Source organism: Kitasatospora sp. NPDC041917 (genome assembly GCF_055589745.1).
Window position 1 is genome coordinate 24,294 of record NZ_JBVJBI010000042.1, and the last position, 22,605, is coordinate 46,898.

17 protein-coding genes are annotated in these 22,605 nt (G+C 73.9%); 10 read left to right on the top strand and 7 right to left on the bottom strand.

The window, feature by feature from the left end; genetic code table 11:
• The first annotated feature begins 11 nt into the window (after positions 1-11).
• The 3 genes from ACZ6EM_RS33435 to ACZ6EM_RS33445 all read left to right on the top strand — a co-directional run bounded on the left by ACZ6EM_RS33435 (position 12) and on the right by ACZ6EM_RS33445 (position 3,562).
• Positions 12-542, top strand: a complete 531-nt coding sequence (locus tag ACZ6EM_RS33435; RefSeq protein ID WP_465774027.1) for a hypothetical protein — start codon at positions 12-14, stop codon at positions 540-542.
• 73 nt (positions 543-615) lie between these two features.
• Complete coding sequence (locus ACZ6EM_RS33440) at positions 616-2,637, top strand: hypothetical protein (protein ID WP_465774028.1); 2,022 nt, start codon at positions 616-618, stop codon at positions 2,635-2,637.
• A 131-nt stretch (positions 2,638-2,768) separates the two neighbouring features.
• A protein-coding gene (locus ACZ6EM_RS33445) for an IS5 family transposase (RefSeq protein ID WP_452191592.1) occupies positions 2,769-3,562 on the top strand; the annotation gives its coding sequence in 2 pieces (ribosomal slippage) (positions 2,769-3,098 and positions 3,101-3,562; 792 coding nt in all).
• A gap of 9 nt (positions 3,563-3,571) precedes the next feature.
• Here ACZ6EM_RS33445 and ACZ6EM_RS33450 read toward each other — a convergent pair.
• Positions 3,572-4,336 carry a maleylpyruvate isomerase family mycothiol-dependent enzyme gene (locus tag ACZ6EM_RS33450; RefSeq protein ID WP_465774029.1) on the bottom strand — a complete coding sequence of 255 codons (765 nt, stop codon included), beginning with the start codon at positions 4,334-4,336 and terminating at the stop codon, positions 3,572-3,574.
• Between the two features lie 150 nt (positions 4,337-4,486).
• Between ACZ6EM_RS33450 and ACZ6EM_RS33455 the strand changes: the two genes are divergently transcribed.
• Both ACZ6EM_RS33455 and ACZ6EM_RS33460 read left to right on the top strand, forming a co-directional pair.
• Positions 4,487-4,864, top strand: coding sequence for a nuclear transport factor 2 family protein (locus ACZ6EM_RS33455; protein WP_331768765.1), 378 nt, complete (start codon positions 4,487-4,489; stop codon positions 4,862-4,864).
• A 489-nt stretch (positions 4,865-5,353) separates the two neighbouring features.
• Entirely contained in the window at positions 5,354-6,244 is an 891-nt protein-coding gene (locus ACZ6EM_RS33460) for a glycosyltransferase family 2 protein (protein WP_465774030.1), read from the top strand.
• Between the two features lie 347 nt (positions 6,245-6,591).
• Here the strand turns inward: ACZ6EM_RS33460 and mobF are convergent, their stop codons facing one another.
• The gene (mobF, locus tag ACZ6EM_RS33465) at positions 6,592-11,652 is read right to left on the bottom strand and encodes a MobF family relaxase (RefSeq protein WP_465774031.1); all 5,061 of its coding nucleotides are present in this window, start codon (positions 11,650-11,652) and stop codon (positions 6,592-6,594) included.
• Between the two features lie 352 nt (positions 11,653-12,004).
• Between mobF and ACZ6EM_RS33470 the strand changes: the two genes are divergently transcribed.
• Positions 12,005-12,382, top strand: a complete 378-nt coding sequence (locus ACZ6EM_RS33470; protein WP_331768768.1) for a hypothetical protein — start codon at positions 12,005-12,007, stop codon at positions 12,380-12,382.
• A gap of 546 nt (positions 12,383-12,928) precedes the next feature.
• Here the strand turns inward: ACZ6EM_RS33470 and ACZ6EM_RS33475 are convergent.
• Complete coding sequence (locus ACZ6EM_RS33475) at positions 12,929-14,806, bottom strand: eCIS core domain-containing protein (protein WP_465774032.1); 1,878 nt, start codon at positions 14,804-14,806, stop codon at positions 12,929-12,931.
• Positions 14,807-15,225: 419 nt separating this feature from the next.
• On the opposite strand from ACZ6EM_RS33475, the gene ACZ6EM_RS33480 reads away from it, so the two are divergent.
• Genes ACZ6EM_RS33480 through ACZ6EM_RS33495 form a run of 4 tightly spaced genes read left to right on the top strand, consistent with a single transcriptional unit; the run spans position 15,226 to position 17,469 of the window.
• Positions 15,226-16,095 carry a nuclease gene (locus ACZ6EM_RS33480; protein ID WP_401048084.1) on the top strand — a complete coding sequence of 290 codons (870 nt, stop codon included), beginning with the start codon at positions 15,226-15,228 and terminating at the stop codon, positions 16,093-16,095.
• A 17-nt stretch (positions 16,096-16,112) separates the two neighbouring features.
• Positions 16,113-16,520, top strand: coding sequence for a sugar dehydrogenase complex small subunit (locus ACZ6EM_RS33485; protein WP_465774033.1), 408 nt, complete (start codon positions 16,113-16,115; stop codon positions 16,518-16,520).
• A 20-nt stretch (positions 16,521-16,540) separates the two neighbouring features.
• Positions 16,541-16,711, top strand: a complete 171-nt coding sequence (locus ACZ6EM_RS33490; protein ID WP_465774034.1) for an NAD(P)-binding protein — start codon at positions 16,541-16,543, stop codon at positions 16,709-16,711.
• Positions 16,712-16,755: 44 nt separating this feature from the next.
• A complete protein-coding gene (locus ACZ6EM_RS33495; protein ID WP_465774035.1) occupies positions 16,756-17,469 on the top strand; it encodes a GMC family oxidoreductase in 714 nt (237 codons plus the stop codon).
• A gap of 254 nt (positions 17,470-17,723) precedes the next feature.
• Here the strand turns inward: ACZ6EM_RS33495 and ACZ6EM_RS33500 are convergent, their stop codons facing one another.
• The 4 genes from ACZ6EM_RS33500 to cas6e all read right to left on the bottom strand — a co-directional run bounded on the left by ACZ6EM_RS33500 (position 17,724) and on the right by cas6e (position 22,285).
• Positions 17,724-18,053: a hypothetical protein gene (locus ACZ6EM_RS33500; RefSeq protein ID WP_465774036.1), complete on the bottom strand. Its 330-nt coding sequence runs from the start codon at positions 18,051-18,053 to the stop codon at positions 17,724-17,726.
• Between the two features lie 2,157 nt (positions 18,054-20,210).
• Positions 20,211-20,489 (bottom strand): type I-E CRISPR-associated endoribonuclease Cas2e, encoded by a 279-nt coding sequence (gene cas2e / locus ACZ6EM_RS33505; RefSeq protein WP_465774037.1) that lies wholly within the window; start codon positions 20,487-20,489, stop codon positions 20,211-20,213.
• Positions 20,486-21,508, bottom strand: a complete 1,023-nt coding sequence (cas1e, locus tag ACZ6EM_RS33510) for a type I-E CRISPR-associated endonuclease Cas1e (RefSeq protein WP_401054210.1) — start codon at positions 21,506-21,508, stop codon at positions 20,486-20,488. Before cas1e ends, cas2e begins: the two co-directional genes overlap by 4 nt.
• 3 nt (positions 21,509-21,511) lie before the next feature.
• Positions 21,512-22,285 carry a type I-E CRISPR-associated protein Cas6/Cse3/CasE gene (gene cas6e, locus ACZ6EM_RS33515; RefSeq protein ID WP_465774055.1) on the bottom strand — a complete coding sequence of 258 codons (774 nt, stop codon included), beginning with the start codon at positions 22,283-22,285 and terminating at the stop codon, positions 21,512-21,514.
• Positions 22,286-22,605: the final 320 nt, after the last annotated feature.

Sequence of the window (22,605 nt, forward strand, 5' to 3'; positions counted from 1 at the left end):
GAGAGCACCCCGTGTCCGAGACCTGCACCGACCTGACCGACGACGGCCTGGACCCGGCCGATCCGTGGACGGACGTCCCCGAGCCCGACCCCGCGCCCGTGCCGCGGATCGTCCTGCGCGACATGGAGCCGGAGGAACGGCGCTCCCGGCTGGAGGAGCTCGGGCACTGGCTGCGCTGGCTGGTGGAGGTCAACCCGGAGGCCCGGGCTTCGGTACCGCCCTGCTGGCACCGGCACGAGGACGTCATCGAGGTCCTCCTCGCGCTGCAGATCGGATGGGTCCGCTCCTACACCTGCCCCAGCCCGGGCCGCGACACCGCCGAGGCGGACTGGCTGATCACGGCGAACAACCTCCTCCCGACCACCCGCCGGCCGAAGTGCACCAACGGGCACGCCGACCCGGTCGCCCGGCCCTGGGGCGGGCCGGACGAGGAGACTCTGCGGCAGTGGCTGGAGGAGCCCGGCGGCCTCGGCACCCGCGAGCGCGAGCACCCCAGCCCGGCCCTGGCGGCGGAGCTGAGCAGCGACGAGCCGCCGCTGTAGTGCGCCGGATCCGACGCCGCTCTGCCCGCCCGCCGAAATCCGGTGGAAGCCGACCGATTCCGAGGAGGACCTGATGCCACCCGAGCCCGCCGAACCCGACACGGGAGCACGGGACCGGCGCACGCCGCAGGACGCCGCGGCCGACGGCCCCACCCCACCACCGTCCACGACCGGCGGGACGATCCGGGGGCCCGCCTCCGCCCAGCCGGGCCCTGCGGCTCAGCAGCCGCCCGCTGAGCCGCCCTACAGCGTCCTCGGCGACCCGGCGTACGAGGTCGTCGAGTCCCGGCGGGTCGGCGAGAGCACCTACGTGCGCGCCTTCCGGCGCGGAACCGAGGAGGAGTCCCTCTGGGTCCACCGCGGCGAGGAGTCCGAGGAGCTCATGACCAGCGGCGGGGCGTTCCGGCCCCATGACGCCTACCGCGCGATGACCGGACCGAACGCCCCGACCTCGCTCTACGAACAGCTCGTCAAGGAAGGCGACCTCTGGGACGTCCAGGTCCGCGACAACGAGAGGTGGGAACGCGAACGCGAGCGGGCCGAGGCCGAGGCGGCCCTGCACAGCCTGAACGCGGGGCCCGACGACCGCACGGCCCAGGCCGAGGCCGAGGCCGAGGCCGAGGCCGACGGCATGGCCCGGGCCGAGGACGACGGGGCCACTGCCGCGAAGTCCCGTTCCTCCGACGACGGGTGGCTGTCCGACGCGCTGGCGCTCACCGCCGACATGCCGCCGGAACAGGCCGCGCTCCTGCGGGAGCGCCTCGGTGTGCTGACCGCGGCCCTCCCGAACGTCCGGCACGAGCCCGCCCCGGACCACGCGGCGCATGCCGGGCTCCCGCCCGAGCAGGCCCTCGCCGAACTCACCTCCGCCATCGAGACCGTACGGGCCCGCGCGGAGTGGTGGCTGGCGCTGCCCCAGTGGGCACAGGTCCGGTCGGTCCAGGCGGCGGCCGTCGGGGCCTGGGCCGCCGTCAAGGAGGCCGTCGGGCAGCAGACCGTGCTCGCCGACGGCGAGTACCGGGCGACCCGGCTCCTGCGGGGGATCTGCGCCGCGGCCTGCCGGTCGGTCGCCCGCCTCGCGGCCGACCTCGCCCACGATCTCACCACCCGCGGCTACGGCGGCACGCCCGCCTGGACCGCGCTGCGCGCCCTGTCCCGGCGGGCCGGAACGCTGGCCGCACGGGTCCTCGGCCGTCCCGTCGACCGTGCCACCGCCCGACGCCTGGCCGCGCTCGACGCCGAGGTCGCGGCGGTGGCCGAGGCGGAGCGGGCCGACCGGCGCGCGGTGCTGGCCGACGGGGCCGACCGGGTCGCCGCGGCCTTCGCGGCCTGGGCCGGCACACCGATGGGCCGCCGGCTGGCGCGCTCCGCCCACCCGCGCGTCGCCGCGCTCCGCAGGGCCTGCCAGGGGATCCCACGCCCCGGCGTCGAACCGGCGTCGGTGGCGCGCGCCTACGCCCGGCTGGCGAGGGCGGCCCGCGCCCTGGCCGACGCCGCCCGCGCCGCGCGCCGGTTCCGCAGCGCCGACGTGGCGGTGCTGGACGCCGTCACGCGGGCCGCGGACGAGCACACCCGCCGGGTCGCGCCCGCCGCCGGCCTCACCCCGCCCCCGCCCGCCGTCCGGCACGCCCCGTACGCGACCAGGCAGGGCGCGAGCGGCGGCTCCATGCTGGTCGCGGACGCGCTCAGCGCGTGGACGGCGACCGAGATGGGCGGCCACCTGCACGGCTCCCGGCACCCCCGGGTGGCCGCGTTGAGGGCGTCCTGGAGGAGCCTTCCCCCGGTCGATCTCCCTGGCGGCCCCGCCGTGGGAGCCCGGGCCTTCCACCAGGTCGCGGAGAGGGCGAGGGCCCTCACCGAAGCCGCTCGCGCCGGCGGCCGCTTCCGGCCCGGCGACCTCGCCGCCCTGGACGCCCTCGCCCTGGCCGCCGCCGTCCACGCGGGCCGACTGGCCGCCACCGCCGGCACTTCGCTGCCCTCCGGGGCCGGCACGCCGGCGACGCCGGCGCACCGGGCGGCGGCGCTGCGGCTCGCCGAACCCTTGCAGCAGGGCACGTCGCCCTCGGCGAGGCCGAGCGCTCCTTCCTGGAGCTGATCCGGCTTGTCCACCAGCACCGCGGCCTGGAGCGCACCGCCCTGCTGGAGCAGGCTGCCCGCATCCCGGGCCTGTACGTCCCTGGGAGGACATCTCATTTGGGGCCTACGAAGGCTGCACGTGTGACGATCATGGAGCGTCTCGTCCCGGACGAGTTGTGGGAGTTGTTCCAGTCGGTGGTGCCGGCGGCGCCGACCCGCCCCCAGGGCGGTGGTCGGCGCCGCTACGGCGACCGGGAGGTGTTGGCGGCGATCGTGTTCGTGGCGACGTCGGGGTGCACGTGGGCTCAGCTGCCGCCCTGTTTCGGCCCGTCCGGGCCTACCGCCCATCGGCGCTTCACCGAGTGGAGCAGGGCCCGGGTGTGGGCCAAGCTCCACCGGGTCGTCCTGGACGAACTCGGCGCGCACGGCGAGCTGGACTGGTCGAGGTGCGCGGTCGATTCGGTGAACATGCGGGCCCTGAAAAGAGGGAGCTGACGGGTCCGAATCCTGTGGATCGGGGCAAGTACGGGTCGAAGATCCACCTGCTCACCGAACGCACCGGTTCACCCCTGTCGCTCGCGATCTCCGGGGCGAATGTCCACGACAGCCAGGCCCTGATCCCGCTCGTCGACGCGATCCCGCCAATTCGCTCGCGACGCGGCCCGAGACGGCGCAGACCCGGCAAGCTGCACGGCGACAAAGCCTACGACCACCGCTTCCTCCGCGCCTTCCTGCGCCGTCGGCGGATACCAGCCCGCATCGCCCGCCGCGGGATCGAGACCTCCAACCGCCTCGGCCGGCACCGCCGGGTGATCGAGCGCACCGTCGCCTGGCTCGGCGGCTTCCGCCGGCTCCACCGCCGCTACGAACGCAAGGCCGACCACTTCGCCGCCTTCGCCAGCATCGCAGCAGCCATCATCTGCACCCGCAGATTCTCTGAATGAGATGTCCTCTCAGCCCCAGTTCTGCAGCTGCTGGAGCAGGTCGGCGTCGCCCTCCATCCTCAGCGAGCCGGCTGGGATGCGCATGTACATGAGCAGGGCCATCTCACTCGCCGTGCCGTAGATGGCGGCGGTGGGCTTGCTCTCGGCGGCCTCCGCCGCAGTGAGCCGGGTGAAGCGGGAACCGGCGGCGTCCACCGTCTGGCGCCAGGAGCCAGCCTCGGCCGCGTGGTAGTCCATGGTGGCGGGCTCGCCCGGCCACGGGACCGTGACGGTGCAGACGGTGGCGAGGAACTCCTCGATGGCGTCGACCGCCTCGGTCGTCGGCAGCTCCTGCGGGGTACCGGAGGCCAGCTGGGCGTCGTAGGTGTGGATCAGCGACTCCGGGACGCGGCGGCGGGCCACGGCGGCCACCGTGTGCGGCGAGGCCAGCGGCTCCCACCAGGCCCAGCAGCCCCGGTCCGGGCCGGCCTCGCGCAGAGCAGTGAGCAGCTGCTCCGTCGAGTCGGCCAGCCAGGCTATGAGGGCCTCGCGCTCCCTGGGCGCCGCCAGCCCGTCCTTGCTCGGCCGCTCGTCGCCCGGCGCGGTGTTCCGCACGATGTAGGCCCAGAAGCGGTCCCCCTCACTGAGGTGGTTCGCCAGGTCGTACAGCGTCCAGCCCGGGCAGGACGGGACGTCGGCGTCGAGGCTGGGGGCCGCGGCGACGGCGGCGCGGAACGCGGCGGACCGCTCGTCAATCATCCGCAGCAGGACGGGAAAGGAGAGATGCTCAGTCACGCAGACCTTGTATCACCCGGACCGGAACTCTCGCACTCGATTTAGGCCCCAAATGAGATGTCCTCCAAGTGCTGTGACCGGGGCGGTCCACCGTGATCGGAAGGCGGCGAACGGGACGAGCGCACGCGCAACGGCTGGTATTACTGGGGCATGCAGGAAGAGACGGCACGCTCCGCGATCGACACGTTCATCTCCGCGTTCAACGCCTCGGACGACAGCTATGTGACTGCCCTGCTCTCCCAGGCCCTGACCTCGGACGTGGTCTTCTGGGGGCCGTTGGGCCGCAGCGAAGGAATCGCGGCGGTCGAGCAGTTCGTGCTGGACATCCGGCGCCACCCGGCGGGGACCGGCACGATGGCGCGCTGCTCAGCGGTGGACATGCCTGACGAGTGGGCCCGGTACCAGTGGGTCTTCACCATGCCGGATGGAGGCCCCCGCCTGGCGGGAACGGACGTCGTCCATCTGCGGCGGAGCCTCATCGACCAGGTCATCGTCTTTGCGGGGGAGATCGACCCGTCCGCCTCCTGAGTCGTCCTTCTGTCGCTGTCCTTCTCGTGAACTTGTCCCTTTCCGGCCTGGACCACGACGCGCTCCACCGCGAGAGCGCGGCCAAGGCGCGCCTGTACGCCCGCCACGGCCTGCTGGCCGCCGACATCAAGGCGGCAGCTCACCGCCTCGATCGCGCCCGGCCGACCGGAGACCGGGCGCACGCCGCCCCGGTGCGCCGCCAGGGCCTGACCGTCCTGATCGACGCCCCGAGGCCGGACCGGATCGCCTGGTACCTGGCCGCGGGCTGCCCGGACGCGGTGCTCCGCCGCGCGGGGGTCCTGACCCGGGACGCGCAGGAGTACGGCGAGTTCACCGAGCACATCGCCACCCGCCTGTGCCACCTCGCCCCCTGGCACGGCCGGCCCGTCGTTCCCAACGGCACCCACCGGACCGCCGCGCAGGAGGCCACCGACCCGTGCGATCTGATCGAGCATCGCATCCGATCCGCCGTCCATGCCCCGGAGCCGCATGACCAGCAGCCCGAAGCCCACCGTCGACGCGGTGGTCCTCACCATGAACGATCGCCCCGAGGAGTTCCCGCGGGCGATGGCCTCGCTCCTCGCCCAGGAGGGGGTCGACCTGCGCGTGGTCATCGTCGGCAACGGCTGCGAACCGGACTACGTGCCCGACGGCGTCACCGTCGTCACCGTGCCGGAGAACCTCGGGATCCCCGAGGGCCGCAACGTCGGAGCCGACCGCCTCGCCGGGCCCGACGAGGCGGAGTTCCTCTTCTTCTTCGACAACGACGCCATCCTGCCCGAGCGCGATGTCCTGGCCCGGCTCGTCGAGCAGGCCCGCCACCACCCCGAGGCCGCCTATATCCAGCCGCGCATCGCCGACCCCGACACCGGCGTCACCGTGCGCCGCTGGGTGCCCCGGCTGCGGGCCGGCGATCCGAGCCGGCCCGGCACCGTCACCGCGATGGCCGAGGGCGTCGTGCTGATCCGCCGGGCGGACTTCGAGCGTGCCGGGCACTGGCCGGGCCGTTTCTTCCTGTACCACGAGGGCTTCGACCTCGCGATGAGGATCTGGGACCAGGGCCGCACCGGCTTCTACGCCCCGGAGATCATCGTCCACCACCCCGCCAGCGACCCCGCCCGCCACGCCCTCTACCTGCGCCTGGTCGCCCGCAACCGGGTCTGGGTCGCCTACCGTCGCCTGCCCGTACCGCTCGTCCCGATCTACATCACGTCCTGGATCGTCATCACGGCGATCCGCATGCGGCGCGACCGCACCGCGTTGCGCACCTGGTTCGCCGGGCTGCGGGAGGGGCTGCGCGGCGGGCACGGCGAGCGCCGGCCAATCTCGTGGGCGACGGTGTGGCGCCTGACCCGGGCGGGGCGTCCCCCGGTCCTGTGACCCCCGGCTCGCTCGTGTCCCAGCCCCGGATCCGTCGGTGATTCCGGTCTTCCGGTCCGGCCGTTGACGCCAGGGCTGCGGGACCGCTCACGCCCGGGCGGCCGCGAGCGGTCGGTCCCGCCAGGTCGTGGCCCCGCTGACGTGCGGCGTCACCCCGGGCGGCGCCGTGTCAGGGCGGCGGCGGTGAGGATCAGCTGGGCCGTCGTGTCCAGGGTGCTGTCGGGGCCGATGAGACCTCGTACGTGGGGTGGTCGCTCCTACGCGCTCCTGACCGTGGCTGCGTTCACATGAAGTGGTTCTGGCTCACTTCCGGAACGAGCCGGAACCGCTTCTCGTGGACAAAGCCACTACGGCCGGTACAAGGACGGGACACCGTCGTTCGGCAGGCGTTCGCGGCATCGGTGCACCGTCTGCGGACCACCCAGCCCGGCCTGCCGGCGCACGACGGTCTCCCGCTTCTCGGCCCGGCGCCGCTGGACGGCGGGCAGGCGTTCGGCCGCCTCGCGTCCGCGCTCGTCGACCGGCATCGCCGTACGCGCCCGCTGTTCGTCACGCAGGGCGTCGACCCGCAGGCGAAGGCGGCCGGCCCGGTCGCGGTACTCGCGGGCGGTGCGGTGGTGGTGCCGGGCGTCCTGGTCCGCGATTCGGCGCAGGTGGTCGCGGTAGGCCTCGGCGCGGCCGCCGATCCGTGCCCACAGGTCCAGTGCGGCGTCGACGCCGGCGAGGTCGCCGATGTCGGCGAGCGCCTGGGCGCGGACGATCCGGTGGTGGTGCTCGGCCTGGAGCAGGGCCTCGAACTCCGCCTGCCAGGTGCGCTGCAGCTCGACGAGGTCTTCGCGCTCCCCATCCCGGAGCGCGGGACGGCCGGACGGGTCGGCGGCGGCGAGTTCGGCGGCCAGGCGGGCCCGGCGCCGGGTCAGGTCGGCGAGTGCGGCGTCGGCCGCGCGCAGCCGGCCGTGGCCGGTGACACGGTCGACGAGCACCCGGACCTGCTGGTCGATGCGGCCGCCGGCGAGCATCCGGGCCTCGGCGCGGGCGGCACGGTCCTCGGCGTCGGCCACGGCCCGGTCCAGGCGCGCGGCGCGGTCGAGGACCGTCCGCAGGGCCGCGTCGAGTTCGGCGTCCGACCAGCCGCCGAACGGGCGTTCCCGCCAGGCCGGAACGCCGGCCTGGACAGGGCGCCGCCCGTCGGGACGCACGGCGGGACGCACGGCGGGCGGCCGCGCGCGAAGCCGTTCGGCGGCCCGGCCGCGGTCGGCGTCGGCCCTGGCCCGCAGACCGTTGGGGGCGGTGCGGGCCAGTCGCCGTTCGGCGGCGGCGAGCGCGTCGGCGGCCCGGCCGGCCAGGACGGTGTGCGCGTCCGCCCGGGTCTGCAGGGCGGCCGCGCGGGCGCGCTGGTCGTCGGTCGCGGCCGTCCGGCGGGCGGCCTCGGCGCGGACCTGGTCGTCGTCGGCCAGTTGCCGGGCGCGGGCGGCCAGGCGCCGGACCGCGTGGACTGCGGCCAGCGCGTCGGCGGCCTCGGCCGCTTCGGCGCGGGCGGCCCGTCCGCGTGCGGTGGCCCGCCGTCGTTGCTCCTCGTCGACGACGGTCGGGGCCGGACGGTTGCGCCAGGCGGTGATCGCCCGCTGGGCGAGGTCGTGGTCCGCGGCCTGGATCGGCTCCTCGGGACGGTCCCCGAGCGCCTGCTTCTCGTGTCCGTGGTCCCACAGGTCGCGGTAGGCGGCGACGAGCGCCGCCGCCCTGTCCCAGAGCGCGCGGTGGGGGTGGGCCGGGGCGGGTGCGGGGCCGAGTACGTCGAGCCAGGTGGGGCCGGTGGCGGCGAGTTCGGCGGCGTGCTGCTGCTCGTCGGGCAGGAGCTGGGCGGCACGCCACAGGCCGCGCTGCTCGGTACGCGCGGCGGCGGGGGCGTCACCGGTGGCCCGGGTGGCGTGGAAGCCGGCCAGGTCGCGCCAGGCAGCGGCGGCCGCGATCCGGTCGGCCCACGGGCGGGCCCGGTCGGCATCGGCGGGTTCGGGCCCGTAGGCGGCCGCCCAGCCGGTGCCGGTGTGGGCGTTCGCGCGGGCGCGGGCGGCGAGGCGTTCCGCCCGGACGGTGGCGTGGGCGGCGAGGTCGTGGGCGAGGGTGACGCGCCGGTCGCCGGGGTCGGCGTCGGGCAGCACCAGGCCCATCGCCTCCAACAGCGTGGCGCCGGGCCGGGCGCAGGGCGGGTCCCAGTAGGTCGGGGCGGTCGCGGGGCGGGGCGCGCCCTCGGGCAGGCGGAAGCGCTCACCGCGGTGTTCGACCAGGGCGTCGAGGCGGGCGACCACGATGGCGGCCAGGTCACGCAGCGGCCGGCCGGTGCCGTGGTCGGTCTCGTTGCCCCGATCGTCCGCCCAGGCGGCGCGCAGGAGCCGGTCGGTGTCGTGGCCGTCGTCGGCCAGGCGCGCGCAGCGGGCGCGCAGGGCGGGCCAGGCCTCGGCGGCGGCCAGACGGGAGGCGGCGCGGCCGCCGAGCAGTGCGGCGATCGCCTGCTGCGCGGCTTCGGCGTTGAGTTCGTCGAGGACGTGGACGAGGCGGCTGGTGGAGGTCGCGAGGGACTGGGCCTGCTCCTCCTGGCGGCGGGCGGTGGCGCTCGCGGAGAGCCGGGTGCCGTCCCGTTCGACGACGGCGTGCCAGATCTCGCGGGCGGTGCGCGGGTGGCCGGGTTCGCCGCTGTCCCCGTCGGGGGGCTCCTGGGTGATCAGGTAGGCGTGGTTGCCGTAGCGGCCGCGGGTGAGGGCCGGGTAGACGCCGTTGCGGTTCCAGCCGGTGTCGAGCAGGGCGCGGCCGACGTCGACGGTGACGCCCTGGCAGCGCGCGGAGGTGATCGCGTAGCCGAGGTCGACGGCGTCGGCGACGTAGGCCGGGGGCAGGGTGACGGTGCGGCGGGTCCGCTGGTGGCGCACGGTCAGGGAGCCGTCGGCGCCGACGGCCTCGACGGTCCAGGTGTCGCCGTTGCGCACCCACTGGCGCCGGTCGACGGTGGCGAGGCGGCGGTCGTTCACCCGGGTGACCACGATGTCGCCGGCGCCGGCGCGCCCGCGGGCGCCGAGGTCGGCCGTGCGCCGGTCGTCCACCAGGCCGCGGGCGATGCGGTCCTCACGGGCGAGGCGGGACAGCTCGGCGACGGCAGCGCCGGTGGCGGCGATCATGACGGAGGTCAGGCCGTCCTCGACGTCCCGCCGCCAGTCCTCGAAGAGCCGGCGCATGACCGGGGCGGCCGGGCCGCAGTGGATGCGCCCGCGCAGGTCGTACGCGTCGAAGGCGGCGCCGGCATCGCCGACGGACAGCCGGCGGGCCGCGTCGACCTCCCACTGGCGGACCGTGCCGCCCGGGTCGCGGAAACGGCGGACCTCGGTGAGGCGGACGACGGCGTCGGGGACGCTCTCCTCGATGTCGGCGAGCGCGCCGCCCGCTCCGGGCGAGCCGAGCTGGCGCGGGTCGCCGATCGGCAGCAGCCGCCCGCCGGCCTGCCGGACCTGGCCGAGCAGCGCGGCAAGATCGGGGGTGGAGGCCTGCCCGGACTCGTCGACGATGACGATCGTGCCGCTCTGGAGCGTCCAGTGGCGCAGGCCCCGCCCGTACCGTTCGGACATGGTCCGCCACCTGGCGATGTTCTCCGCCCGGATGCCCGCCTCGGCGGCGAGCAGGTCGGCCTGGACCTGGCCGCCGGCCAGCCCGATGACGGGGATCCGATGGGCATCCGCGACCTCCCGCACCAGACGCATGATCGTGGTCTTGCCGGTGCCGGCGGGGCCGACCACCCACGTGGCCCGGGTGTCCGCTCCGAAGATCCGGCGGACCGCCTCGCGCTGCTCGTCGGAGGGAGCGAAGCCACGCCCGCTCTCGCCGGCCGCGAGCACCCGGTCGACCTGCCCGGCCGTCAGGCGGTGCACCGGCACGGGGGTCGTGGACGCCTCGGCAAGGCCCCGCTCGGCGGCCCGGATGCCGTGGGAGGTCCACACCCGGGATCCGATCTCGGCGAACAGCGACGGACGGTCGTCGGAGCGGGCGTACCGGGCGGGCAGGGGGACCGCGTCGGGCGGGGTCAGCAGCTCGCACCGGACGGGGCTGAGGACGCCGTCGACGACCCGGACGAGGACCCGGTGGTAGTCCTCGCGCAGGTGGGCGCCGACCGCGGTGAGCCGGCGGCACGCCTCGGCCTCGACGTTGGCGCGCGTCCAGGTCGCGCGATGGCTCTCCAGCTCGGCGAGCACCGCGTCGATCGCCCTCGGAACAACCATCGGGTCGGGGCCCGGGGCGGGGTGGGTGGCGCAGGTACGGGCGGCGGCCCACAGCAGCTTGTCGGGACGCCTGATGCCGTACGCCTTGGCGCGGCGGCGCCACTGCCGGCGCTCGCCGTCGACGGTGGTCGCGGTCTTCGCCGGACGGGACCGGAGAGTGGCGGCCTGGGCCAGCTTGTACTGCTCGGCGCGCTCGGGCGCACGGCCCTCCCGGGCCGTGAACTCCGCGATCATCCCGGTGAGGGCCCGCTCGGTGGCCTCGCGGCGCTGGGAGAACCCGCGCACCGCGCCCAGGGACACCCCGAGGAACTCGCGCACCGGTCGCTTCGCGGGCCGGATGCTGTCCTGGCGCGCCCCCGCACGGATGCCGAACTCGGCATGCATCTCGCGCTCCAGCTCCGCGGTGTAGGCCTCCGAGAGGGCGACCGCGATCCGGTGCAGACGGCGCGCGTCCAGGGCCAGCCAGCGACCGTCCTCCACCCGCACCTTGCTGCTGATCGCCAAGTGCCGGTGATACGCCGGATCGCCCGCCCGGCTGCTGCGGTGGACGAACACGCAGGCAATGAAACCCTTGGCACGGACCTGCACCTGGGAGGCGGGCGTCGGGCCGGTCCGGGTGAGGCACGCCTCGCGCTCGACACGTTCGAAGATCCGCCCAAAGGCGCGCTCCTCGACGGCCTCCAGCCGGGCCCGCTCCTCGTCATCGGCGCACCCCCACAGCACGCTGAAGCTCTTCACCGGGGAGAACACCATCTCCCACCCGCACCGGGCGGTCCGGTTGCCCTCCTTCTCGGCCTTCGCCCGCAACTGGAGCAGCCGCTCCTCGGTGGCCCGCGGCTCGGCGGCGGCGTACCGCTCGTACAGCTCCTCGGCGCTCGGGTAACGGCTCCAGCGCCGGCCGAGCGGGCTCCCGTCGACCGGGCTCAGGGCGTCCTTGAACAGGGCGTCGGCGGCCTCCTGGGTGACCCGCCGGCCGGCGATGCCGAGCGCGGCCGCCTGCGCCCCGAGCCACACGCCGGGGGTGTCCCCGCCACCCTCCCAGTGGGCCGCCAGCGACCGCGCACCGGTCCTCACATCGTCGCCGGCGACGGTGGAGAGCAAATAGTCGATGCCGCTGCCCGCACTGATCGGGTGAAGGGTGATCACCGGCCGGCCCCGGCACCGTCCCGACGCACCGCAGCGCCGGCGACGTACCGGTCTCCCGGGCGGCCGACGGAGCAGGGCACCTGGCGCACTCCTTCGGGATCAACGGCGGATAGCAAGAGGTGTGCTGTTCTTGATCAGGCTAGTTGCCCGTCCGCTCTCGCTTCGGCATCTCGTCCGTGTCCGCTGCTCTTCGTCGATCGCCTCTCTCCCCTCCTGGTTGTCCCTCCGTCACCTTCCGATCTGCTCGTGATCGGGCACTTCCGGACCGCGTATTCCTTCTGCCGAGCGACGACGCGGGGCGGCTCACCCGAAGGTGCTGTACTCGGGCACGGTGGGACGCCAGGATCGCGCCATGACCTCACGCAGGAACGAGCAGATGATCGACCGGCGCGCCGCCCTGAAGCAGCGCCAGGATCAGGAACGCGAGAACCTCCGGCAGCGGCAGACCCGCCAGACCTCCGCCCTGACCGCGATCGACAGGGCCAAGGAGCGCGTCGAGCTGGCCCAGGGAGAGCTCGCCAGAGAGCTGGAAAAGGCCGTGCCGCTCTTCGACGGCGACATCGAGGAACTCGCGGAAACGGCCGGGATCCCCAAACGCGATGTGCAGGCCGCGCTGAAGGGACGGAAGGACATCTCCGCACGCATGGCGAAGCTCACCTTCCCCTCCCCCACAGCAGCCTCGGCGAGCGACGAAAGCCAGGACGCGGAACCCGAGCCGGCCGACGCCTGACCACCGCACCGGACGGTCCGCTGCTGTCCGCGCTTCTCACCGACCCCGGCGGCGCACTCGTGCGACGCCTCACCGCCCACGGCATCCCCAGCCGCCCGGGCCGCCGCTCTCGTGCAGCTCGCGCAGGACATGCCCCCGGCCGTCCTCGCCCCCATGCTCGGCCTCAACCTCATCACCTCACCCTCACGCGATCGCTCCCGGGCCGCGACCGACTGGACCGCCTACCTCCAGGCCCGGGCTGCGGCGTCATCACCTTCGCCGGGGCGATCCATCGGATCGACATGCGGTTCTGCTCGGGGAAGTGCCGATCCCGGGCCTACCGGCGGCGCGCTGCCCGCCGGGCCCGCCTCGCAGCGTGACGTCAAGCCGTTGCGGAAATCGGCGGGCTACCGGACGGTATGACGCCCGGACGTCACGTTCCAGGCCGTGTGGAACCAGAACTCTCCGGAGGTGGGCCCGTGTTCAACGCTGTACGTACTGTGATGACCTTCGCCGTCGACCCCGCGGTGTCGGCCCGGTGGTGGGGGCGGCGCCGGTCGGCACAGGTCAGACGGTCGCGGCCGGGGCGGGCTCGGTGGAACCGGCCTGCCGGTGCTCGTACCGCTCCTGGGCCAGCGCCTCCACCCGGTTGCGGAACGCCGACTCCGGCCCCGTGCCCCACTCGTGCATCATCACCAGCAGCTGGTTGAGTACCGTGTCGTACTCGACGAGCGTGCTGCTGCCCTCCGGGATCCGGCTCGCCAGCTGCGAGAGCCGCTCGTAGTCGCCGTCGGCCGTCAGTTTGGCCCTGAAGTTGGCGACGTACGTCGAGAGCTTGTCGCCCTTGGCGTAGTTCAGCTTGTTCCTGATCAGCGCGGTGTGCGATTCCGGGATGGTGGCGCTCTCCCGGGCGAGCAGTGCTTCGAGTTCGCCGATCCGGGCCGTCCGGTGCTTGGCCAGGGCGATGGCCTCCGCCTCGCTCATGCTCAGCGGGAGCATCAGCATGACCGCCGAGTTCCCGTACGTCCGGTGCGTGGCGACGTGCGTGAGCTCGTGGACCAGCGACCCCGTGCGCTCGACGGTCCCGTCCGGCTGGGTGAGCCCGTGCTTGACCGTGTAGGCCTGCCCCGCCGGCCCGCCGAGCTTGGCACCCGCGCCACCGGCCTCGAAGTTGACCTGGTCCGTGCCGGTCAGCACCTCGGTCAGGATCCGCTTCAGGGTGCCGTCCGTCAGCGTGTCGCGCAGCGCCTCGATCCGCGCCAGGTCCCGGCGGACGAGGTAGGCCTTCTGCTCCGGGGCCAGCGCGTGGACCGCCCGGCTCATGAGGTCCTGGACCAGGGCGCTGAGAACTCCGAGGTCCTTGCCGTCCGGCGTCGCCGCGTGCCTCGCGAGCAGGTCGTTCGCCTCCATGAGGTGGACGAACCCGCCGGACTCGCCGTCGCGCCGCTGGTAGCGCTCCAGGCAGTCGTAGATGGGCTGCTCCTGCCGGGCCTGGCGCATGGCGGTCTCGACGGCGACGTCCAGGGCCATCCCGTTCTTCTCGGTGGCCGCCTCGTTCATGAGATCGAAGGTCGCGTTCTTGCGCGGGCCGTCCTTCAGTTCCTCCTGGGCCTTGAGGCACAGTTGGACGATCGCCTCCAGTTGCTGCGAGCGGACGGAGAACTGCTGTTCCGGAATCGCGTGGAACCGCTCCAGCGCCGCGTCCAGCTTCTTCAGCGCACCGGGACGGATGCTCTTCTTCACAGAGCTCCGCTGCTTGAAGGCCTCCACGCTCATCAGACGGGCGATCGGCAGGGCCTCCGAGGGCCGGCTCCCCCGTTCGGGGGCCGGCACCGCCGAGGCCGGCGCCACCGTGGCCATCCCGCCCCCCGCCATCACCCGCCGGGCGTTGGCCTCGGCTTCGCGTTCGAAGCGGTCGGAGGGGTCGGACACCCGCAGGCCCGCGCCGTTGTCCGTGCCCGCGACCGGACCCCGGCGCTGCTGGATGACGTGCGTCAACTCGTGGGCCAGGGTGTGCTTGTCGCCGCCACCGTCACCGAGCACCACATGGTGGCCGCTGGTGTACGCACTGGCGCCGACCTCGGCGGCGGAGGCCTTGGCGGCGCTGTCGTCATGGATCCGGACGTCGGAGAAGTCGGCGCCGAAGCGGTTCTCCATCTCGGTGCGGGTCGCACCGTCGAGCGGCCGACCGCCGGTCCGCAGGACCTCGAACACGGTGGAGCGCTGCACCGCGAACCGTGCCGACTCCCCCTGTGCGAGGTGCCCGGCGTGCAGCACCCCGCCCCGGCGCATCATCTGCACGACGGCGGCGTTCCCGACCGAGGCCTGGAGCGCGAGCAGGCTCCGCCCGGTTGCCGGAATCTCTCCCGCCGGCCGCTTGGACGCAGCCGTACGCTGCGCCGCCTGCAGTCCGGCCCGCTGGTCGTCGCGTTCCTGTGCTCGCACTGCCGCTCCTGACCCCGGGTGGCGACGACGTGGCCGGGTCGCCACGGTGGCCACCGCACACTCACGGCCCAGGATCCCACCCGGCTCGCCCCGCAAGGACGGCCGTACCCCAAAGGGCACCGAACTCTGCCCGAAAGCCCCTCGCCCGCCGGGCCGCACCACTTCCTCAGCCGCCGACTTCGGCCGGCTCTCCGGAACGACCGCCTACGGCGGGAGCGGGTCGGCCGGGGGCGGCGACCGTCACGCCCGGCCGGTCGAACCTGCCGTCCACCGGTCGGTGGACGGCACGGGTGGGGCTACCGGCAGCGGGTCCGGTTCGGGCGCGCGGGCCGCCTGCCAACTCGCCGACGGGACACTTCCGTGGTTTGCCGACGAATCACCTCACAATGGGTCGCGACTCGACTACGAGAGGCGACATCATGCCGATGATCCTCATCAAGGGCAGCTACCTGATCAAGGGCTTCGAACCGGACGGCGACACCATCCGCTTCCTCCCCGACGACCTCACCCTCTGGTCCAAGGTCCCCGGCGGGGTCAAGGTGAAGGACGGTGGCGCCAGCTTGCGGCTGGACGGGATCGACGCCCTGGAGACGCACTACCAGGGCGTCGGTCCCGAGTTCGCCCACCAGCCGCTCGACCTGGGCGCCCACGCCGCCCGGGATGTCCTGCTGGCCTGGCTGGGCTTCACCGACGTCCAGCGGGGAGGGGACGAGAAGGTCACCTCCGCCACCCCGGAGACCGTCTCCGGGTACATCCTCGCCAGCGGCGCCGACAAATTCGGCCGCTGCGTCGCGTTGGTCGGCAGGGGCACGCCGGACCCGGACGCCGCGAGCGGAACGTCGGTCATGGTCACCGTCCCGATGCTGCACCAGACCGCCAACCACGAACTGCTGTCCCGTGGCCTGGTCTACCCGACGTTCTTCTCGAACCTGCCGGAGGAACTGCGCCTCGACATGGCCGCCACCGCCCGACAGGCACGGGCCATGAAGGCGCCCGACAGCGTCTGGGCCAACGACGTCACCCACACCGGCGCCGTGATCGAGGACCTGGGCAGCCTCACCGACCAGTTGGTCATCCTGCCGAAGCTGTTCCGCAGCCTGGCCGACTACCTGCGGCTCTTCGGCCCCTCCCTCGACGCCTTCCCCGCCTTCCTGGCCGGCAAGGACGACGAGTACTTCTTCTCCGACCCGAGGTTCACGACCAAGGGCCTGCAGCACGTCGTCGACGTCATCGGCAACACCGTCAAGCTGCGCCCCGCCATCGAGGACATCGTCTTCCTCGAGAAGTGAACGGGAGGACGCCCACCATGCCACCCACTGCCGACTTCCGCGGCCTCTCCGAGCACCTCACCGGTACGGCCCCGCTCGACGCCCGGCTCTCCGACGCCTTCCAGCAACGCGTCCTCACCGCCTACCCCGCCGATCTCCCCCGCCTGCTCGCCGCCTGGACCACCGCGACGGGCGCGCCGGACCCGGGCAAGGCCCTCCAGGACACCCTGGACGCCGACGCCGCGCTCGCGCTCACCGCGCGCGCCGTGATCACGGTCTGGTACACCGGGCTGTTCCCCCACCCGGACGAGACGCCGGATCCCCCCGGCACCTCCGCGCAGTGGCGCTCCGGCCTGATCTGGAGCGTGATCGAGGCCCACCCGGGCTCCGCCGCACCGCAGCCGCCCCAGCCCAGCGGGTACGGCCACTGGACCCAGCACCCCTGAGCGAGCGAGGAACCGACCCCATGGACTTCGATTTCGACCTGGTCGTGGTGGGCGCCGGCGTCGCCGGGGCGCTCACCGCCTGCACCGTGAAGGCCGCGAAACCCGGCGCCCGCGTCCTGATCCTGGACGCGGGGAACAACGGCCTCGACGCGACGCAGCGGGCCGCGTCGAGATCCCCAGGCTCTGGCTGATCTCGGGCCTGCGGAACACCAGCGACCAGGTCGGCCGCAACCTGATGGACCACCCCACCGACGAGGTGGTGGGCCTGCTCGCCGAGCCGGTCTTCCCGTTCCGCGGTCCGCAGAGCACGCTCGGCATCGAGAACTTCCGGGACGGCCTGTTCCGCAAGGACACCGGTGGCTTCCGGATGACGATCGGCAACGACGGCTGGGGCCGTACCCAGTCACCGGAGGCCGCGCTCGACGCCCTCATGTGGGACAAGGCCGCCCGGAAGATCCTGCTGACCGGCGCGAAGCTCCAGGAGGCCGTCAACCACCGGGTCACCCGGATGCTGCGGTTCAGCTACTCCACAGAGCAGCTGCCCAACCCGGACAACCAGGTCACGCTCTCCGACAAGCTCGACGTCCTCGGCCTGCCCCGCCCGAAGATCGCCTACCGGGTCGACGCCTACTCCAAGGCCGCGCTCACCTACGGCCACAGCGTCGCCCACCGGATCTGGCAGTACCTCGAAGGCACCGTCGGCGCCACGGAGATCGCCCCCGCCGCCCCGGCCGGGACGTACAAAGGCTCCGGCCACCTGATGGGCACCATGCGGATGGGGACCGCCGCGGCGGACTCCGTGGTCGACCCGTCCGGTCAGTCCCACGACCACCCGGGCGTCTGGGTCGTCGGCTCCGCCGTGTTCCCCACCGGTGGCACCTCCAACCCCACCCTCCAGCTGGCCGCCGTCACCCTGCGCACCGCCGACGCCCTCGCCGCCGCCCTGTAGGGCGGTGGGGCTGCCGAATGACCGGGGCGCGGCACCCTCGGAGGTGCCGCGCCCCGGTCGTTCTGTGCTCGGCCCGCATCCACCACCCGGTGGCCGTGGCGGAAGAGGGGGCGCGGGGGCGAAGGGCACGTCCTCGCCGGAGGCGGCGACGACGGCGTCCGAGGCGGGCAGGTCGAACGGGAGGGTCGCGGTCATCGGGGCGCGGCCGAGGGCGGCGTCCAGGACGACCTCGTCCGCGGCGCCGAACTCCCCGATCAGCAGGGCCGCGTGCGGGGCGAGCGGGGTGAGGACGGCGGGGTGAACACGGCGGGCCGTTCCAGCTGGGCGGCGAAGACCGTGGGCACGGTAGCGGCCAGTGCGGTGAGCCGCTCGACCTCGGCCGGCTCGAACTCCAGCGAACCGCTGTGGAAGTGCTGTTCCAGCATGCCCTCGCACCGCTCGCACGGGGTGGCGAGGCGGACCACCGCCAGGTCGGCCTGCTCCGGGTCCTCGACGACGGTGCCGTAACCGGCGGCGGCCTCCGGGTCGATGCCCTCGACGTAGAGCCGGGTGGCGGTGCGCGGCTCGCCGGCCAGGTGGACCACGGAGCGGCGCTGGGCCTCGCGGCCGAGCGCCCGACCCTCCGGAGCGCAGCGCGGCGAGGACGTGTTCGGCGGCGTCGGAGAGGAAGACGTGCAGCGGCGCCGGCCGTTCGGGCTGGTCGGTCACCGGTCGCCGCCGGCGGGGCGCACCCGGGCGAAGACAGGTCCGGCTTCGTTGGGCGTACGGCAGAGACCTGACCGGGGATCGCAGGAAGTCCAGCTCCTTGGCGAGACGACTCCGGCCGAGTCCGATGGCTGGCTGCTTACCGACGTGCCGCAGCCGCACGGACACCGACCCGATCCACCCGTGTCGGCCGACGTCCACGCGGCCGGACGAGCGGGCACCACCGCGGCGGGACCGTGGTCACCCCGGCACCGCCGGGACGGAGCAACCACCGACACCCCGCATTCAGTTTCCTGGTGACCCGCCCCGACCCGTACGACGTCCTCACCCGGTGGCTCGCCGCCGGCCTCGGCAAGCACGGCCGCGCCCTGCAGGGCACCACCCCCACCCGCTACGAGGCCGACCTGCGGGACTGGCTGTACTTCACCCAGGAGACCACCGGCATCGGGGCCTGGAACGCTGACGAGTCGACGGCCACCACCTGGGCCTACGCCCCCCGCCCTGCGCCGCCCCAACCTCTACCGGCCCTCACGCCGCCCGCTCGCACCACGCGTCCCCCTCCCTGCACAACCCCGCCCGCCGCCTGGCCGCCCTCGCCGCGTTCTACGCCTACGCCGCCGACGCCGGCCACATCCCCGAGCCCCCCCTTCAACGCCGCCGCACTGCGCCCCGCACCACACCGCTCACCCTGGAGCAGGCCGCGGCTCTCCAGTACGCCGCCGACGACGCCCTGCCCGGTCGCCACCGCCGCGGCCCGTACGACACCGCCCCGCACCGCGACCGCCTCCTCGTCCACTCCTCCTCGACGGCCTGCGCCCCCGCCAGGCCGTCGGCATCGACCGGGAGGACCTGCACGAGGAGGACCCGCACCGCCGGATCCGCACCCTCACCTGCCCCGCCCCCAAGGGCGACGGCAGCATCACCCACCAACCCTCCCGCGAGGTCTGGCAAGCCATCGCCGACCACCTGCCCCACCGCGTCGACGGCCGCGACCCGGACACCGGCCGCCGCCCCCCTGCTGACCAGCCGCAACGGCAGGCGCGACTGGACTCCAGCACCATGCCCGAACGCATCGTCAAAGCGATCGCCGCGCGGGTGCCGGAGCTCGTCTTCGAACCCAACACCGTCACCCCCGACCGCCTCGCCATGGCCCCCCGCCGTCCTCCTCGACCACCCCCTGCCCCCACCCGCCCCCGACGGCTGGGCCCCACCCGGCACCCCGCCCCTCGAACTCCTGCGCCTCGACCTGCGCCACGCCCTCGACGCCGCCCCGCTCTGCCCGCCCGTCGAAGGCGGCTGCCCCCGCCGACTGCGAACGCTGCGCCGTCCGCAAACGGCTGTGGGCCCGGTGGGAGGAGCGCTGGAGTACCGCCGCCCCCGCGTACCTGTCCTGGCCGATTCCGCCCTACGACCACCGCCAACGCCCCGCCGAACGCCTCCTCGCTTACCACGAGGGCCGCTGCGCCGTCTGCGGCTCCGCCCCGGAAGCCGGCCCCCGCACACACCGAGGACCATGACCTCCACACCGGCCTCACCCGCGGCCTCCTCTGCCACCGCTGCCACCCGCAGGCGGAGCAGGGCGCAGCCCCGTTCTGGGTCCGCTACCACGAGCGCCCGCCCGCCGCCGTCCTCGGCCTGGAGCTGCGCTATCCCGCGCTCGCACCGGGCCGCCCGTGACACCCGTGGCGCCGCCAGGATCGGACGGGTATGGCCGAAGGACGGCACATGTCCGGTTCGCCGCCGACCGCTGACGGGACGCAACGTGCCGCATCGCCATGCCCCGTGGACATGGGCCTCCGGCGGCTGGAGTTCCGCACGTGCGGGGGGCCGACAAGCACCCGGCGATCATCGTCTTCGTTCTAGACGAGGAACCATCCCCGCGCGTACGGGGCCGACCCAGCAACGGCGCTCTCCTGAAAGGTGACTCCCGAACCATCCCCGCGCGTGCGGGGCCGACTCGCCGTCACGCGTGACGACCAGCCACGTGTTCGAACCATCCCCGCGCGTGCGGGGCCGACACTTCGTGACCTGCGAGTTTATCGGCGGGAGCGGGTCGAGAGAATCAGTCCGTCGAAGTCGACGGGCTTCCAGCGGTCCTTGCCAGCGGTGCGGACGGTCCAGCCTTGTTCGTTGGTGGCGGGTTCGACGAGGACGGCTTGGCCGTCGCCGATGCGGGTGGCGAGGAGTTCCCAGAGCCGGTCGCGGATGCGGCGGCTGGGGTTGCCGACGAAGACGCCGGCGTTGACTTCGACCATCCAGCGGGTGAGGTGGCCGCGGAGGCCTTCGGGGGCTGCGATGAGGATGATGACGGTCACGGGCTGCTCGTGTCCTGGGTGAACTCCGGGCCGATGATGGCCAGGTGTTCGTCACCCATCCCTGGTTCGGAGGCGGCGGGCACCGACGGGCCTTCCGTGCCGGACCAGTTGACGCCACCCTGGACGGCGCCGACGCGTTCGTCCCAGAGTTCGTTGACCTCGACGTCGGGCATCTCGGTGTCGTCCGGGCTGAGGAGCGCCTTGACGTCGTTCACGATGCGGCCCAGCAGCTTGTCCCGGGCAATGCGGTCGCGCAGGCCGAGGCGGGCGTCGCGCTCCTCGGTGTGCCCCTGCTGGGCGAGGTCGAAGGCGAGGGGGATGGTGTACTCGGCCTTGTAGAGGTCCGCGATGTCCAGGACGAACGAGGTCGCCAGTCCGGTGTGGACGAAGCCGAGCCCCGGGCTGGCGCCCAGACCGGTGACGACCGCGTGGCAGATCCCGTAAAGCGCGGCGTTGGCCGCCGACAGGAGCCGGTTCAGGTCGTCGCCAGCGGCGTACGCGTCACCGGCCTTGTACACGCGGCCGTTCCAGGGGACGCCGGTGCGGCGGGACTCGGCCTGGTAGAGCTTCCGGATGCGGGCGCCCTCACGGCCGCGCAGTTGCTGCATGGTGGCGGTGCTGACGTCCTCGCCGGGGAACCGCATCCGGTACATGGTCCGCGCGACGGCCAGGCGCTCCTTGGTGCGGCTGACCAGCCAGGCCTGCCGGTTGAGGAGGGCCGCTCCTCGGCTGGGGCCGAGGCCGGCCGCGTACATGCGCACGCCCTGCTCGCCGACCCAGCACACGGTGGTGCCGGAGTCGGCGAGGAGGTTGACGGCGCCGTGGGTGATGCGGGTGCCCGGACCGAGCAGCATGACGGCGACCATGGCAGCGGGGACGCGGACGGTCTCGCGCTTGTTGATGACGACGACGGCGTTCTCATCACGGTCGATGTGGCTGCGTTCGACGTAGACGCTGGAGACGCGGTCGGCGAGGCGGTGCAGGTCGTGGGGGTGGGCTTTCCACCAGATGTCGGCCATCGGTCAGCGGGCTCCGGCGGGCAGCGGAGCGAGGGTGAGCAGGCCGCAGCCGTAGGCCTTGGAGGGGCCGATGCCGCCGAGGAGGGCGGCCTGCAGGAGGCCTGGGTCGCTGATGCGCAGGTGGCCTTCGAAGGTGGCGGTGGTGAGGGTGACCGAGGTGCGGGTGCCGGGCTTGGTGAAGGTGTTGCGGCTGCGGTCGGTGATCCGCACCTCCCGGGCGGGCCGCGCGTCGGCCGGGGTGTCCGAGGCGTCGGGTTCGAGGCCCGGCGCCGGACCGTCCGTGCGTGCCTCGGGGATGGTGAAGCCCCAGCGCTCGGTGCGGTCCAGGAACCAGGTGAGCTGCTGGGCGGCGGTGCGATGGGCCATGCGGTAGGAGCGGTGGTGGAGTTCGGCGGCGGTCTTGGTGCGGTGCACGCTCGCCTTGTCGGGCTTGGCGGTGTTCTGGACGGGGCTGGCCTTGACCCGGAAGGCGAACTCGCGGCCCACGGCGAGCTGGCCGAGCAGGGGGCTGTAGTCGCGGATCGCGTAGTGCTCGCCGTCGGCGTCGGGCCACCCGGCCTGTTCGACGATGTGGGTCCAGTCCGGCTTGGACGGGGTGAGGACCAGCAGCGCGGGGCGGCGCGGGTGGTCGGCGTCCAGGCGCCACAGGACCCGGTCGCCGGGGGCGATGTCGGGGACGCCGGCCGTGACGGCGCCGTGCAGGGCGCGAACTGCTCGCGCGTCAGCCCGTTGCGCCGATCGGAGCAGCCGCTGGATGCACGCCGAGTGGTCGGCCAGGGCCGGGCGGTGGGCTCGAAGCGCAGCGCCCCGCCGCCCGGTGGGGGTGGAGGGCGCGCTCGCGGCGGACGAGCCACGCGTACATCGCGGTCGGAGGCCACTCGTCGTCACCGGCGCATCGGTCCCGGCGGGCCGGCACGAGTGCTCCGCATCCTCGTGGATGCGGAGTCCGGCCGTCGACGTGACAGCCGGGCTCGGCCCCGGGCCCGAGCCTGGACTCGCCGTCGGCTTCGTGGGGTCCGTGGCTCGAGCAGGGCACGCCCGGCCATGCAATGTCTATTAATTGTTTACATGAGTCTTTTGTGTTCTCCGCGTTCGCT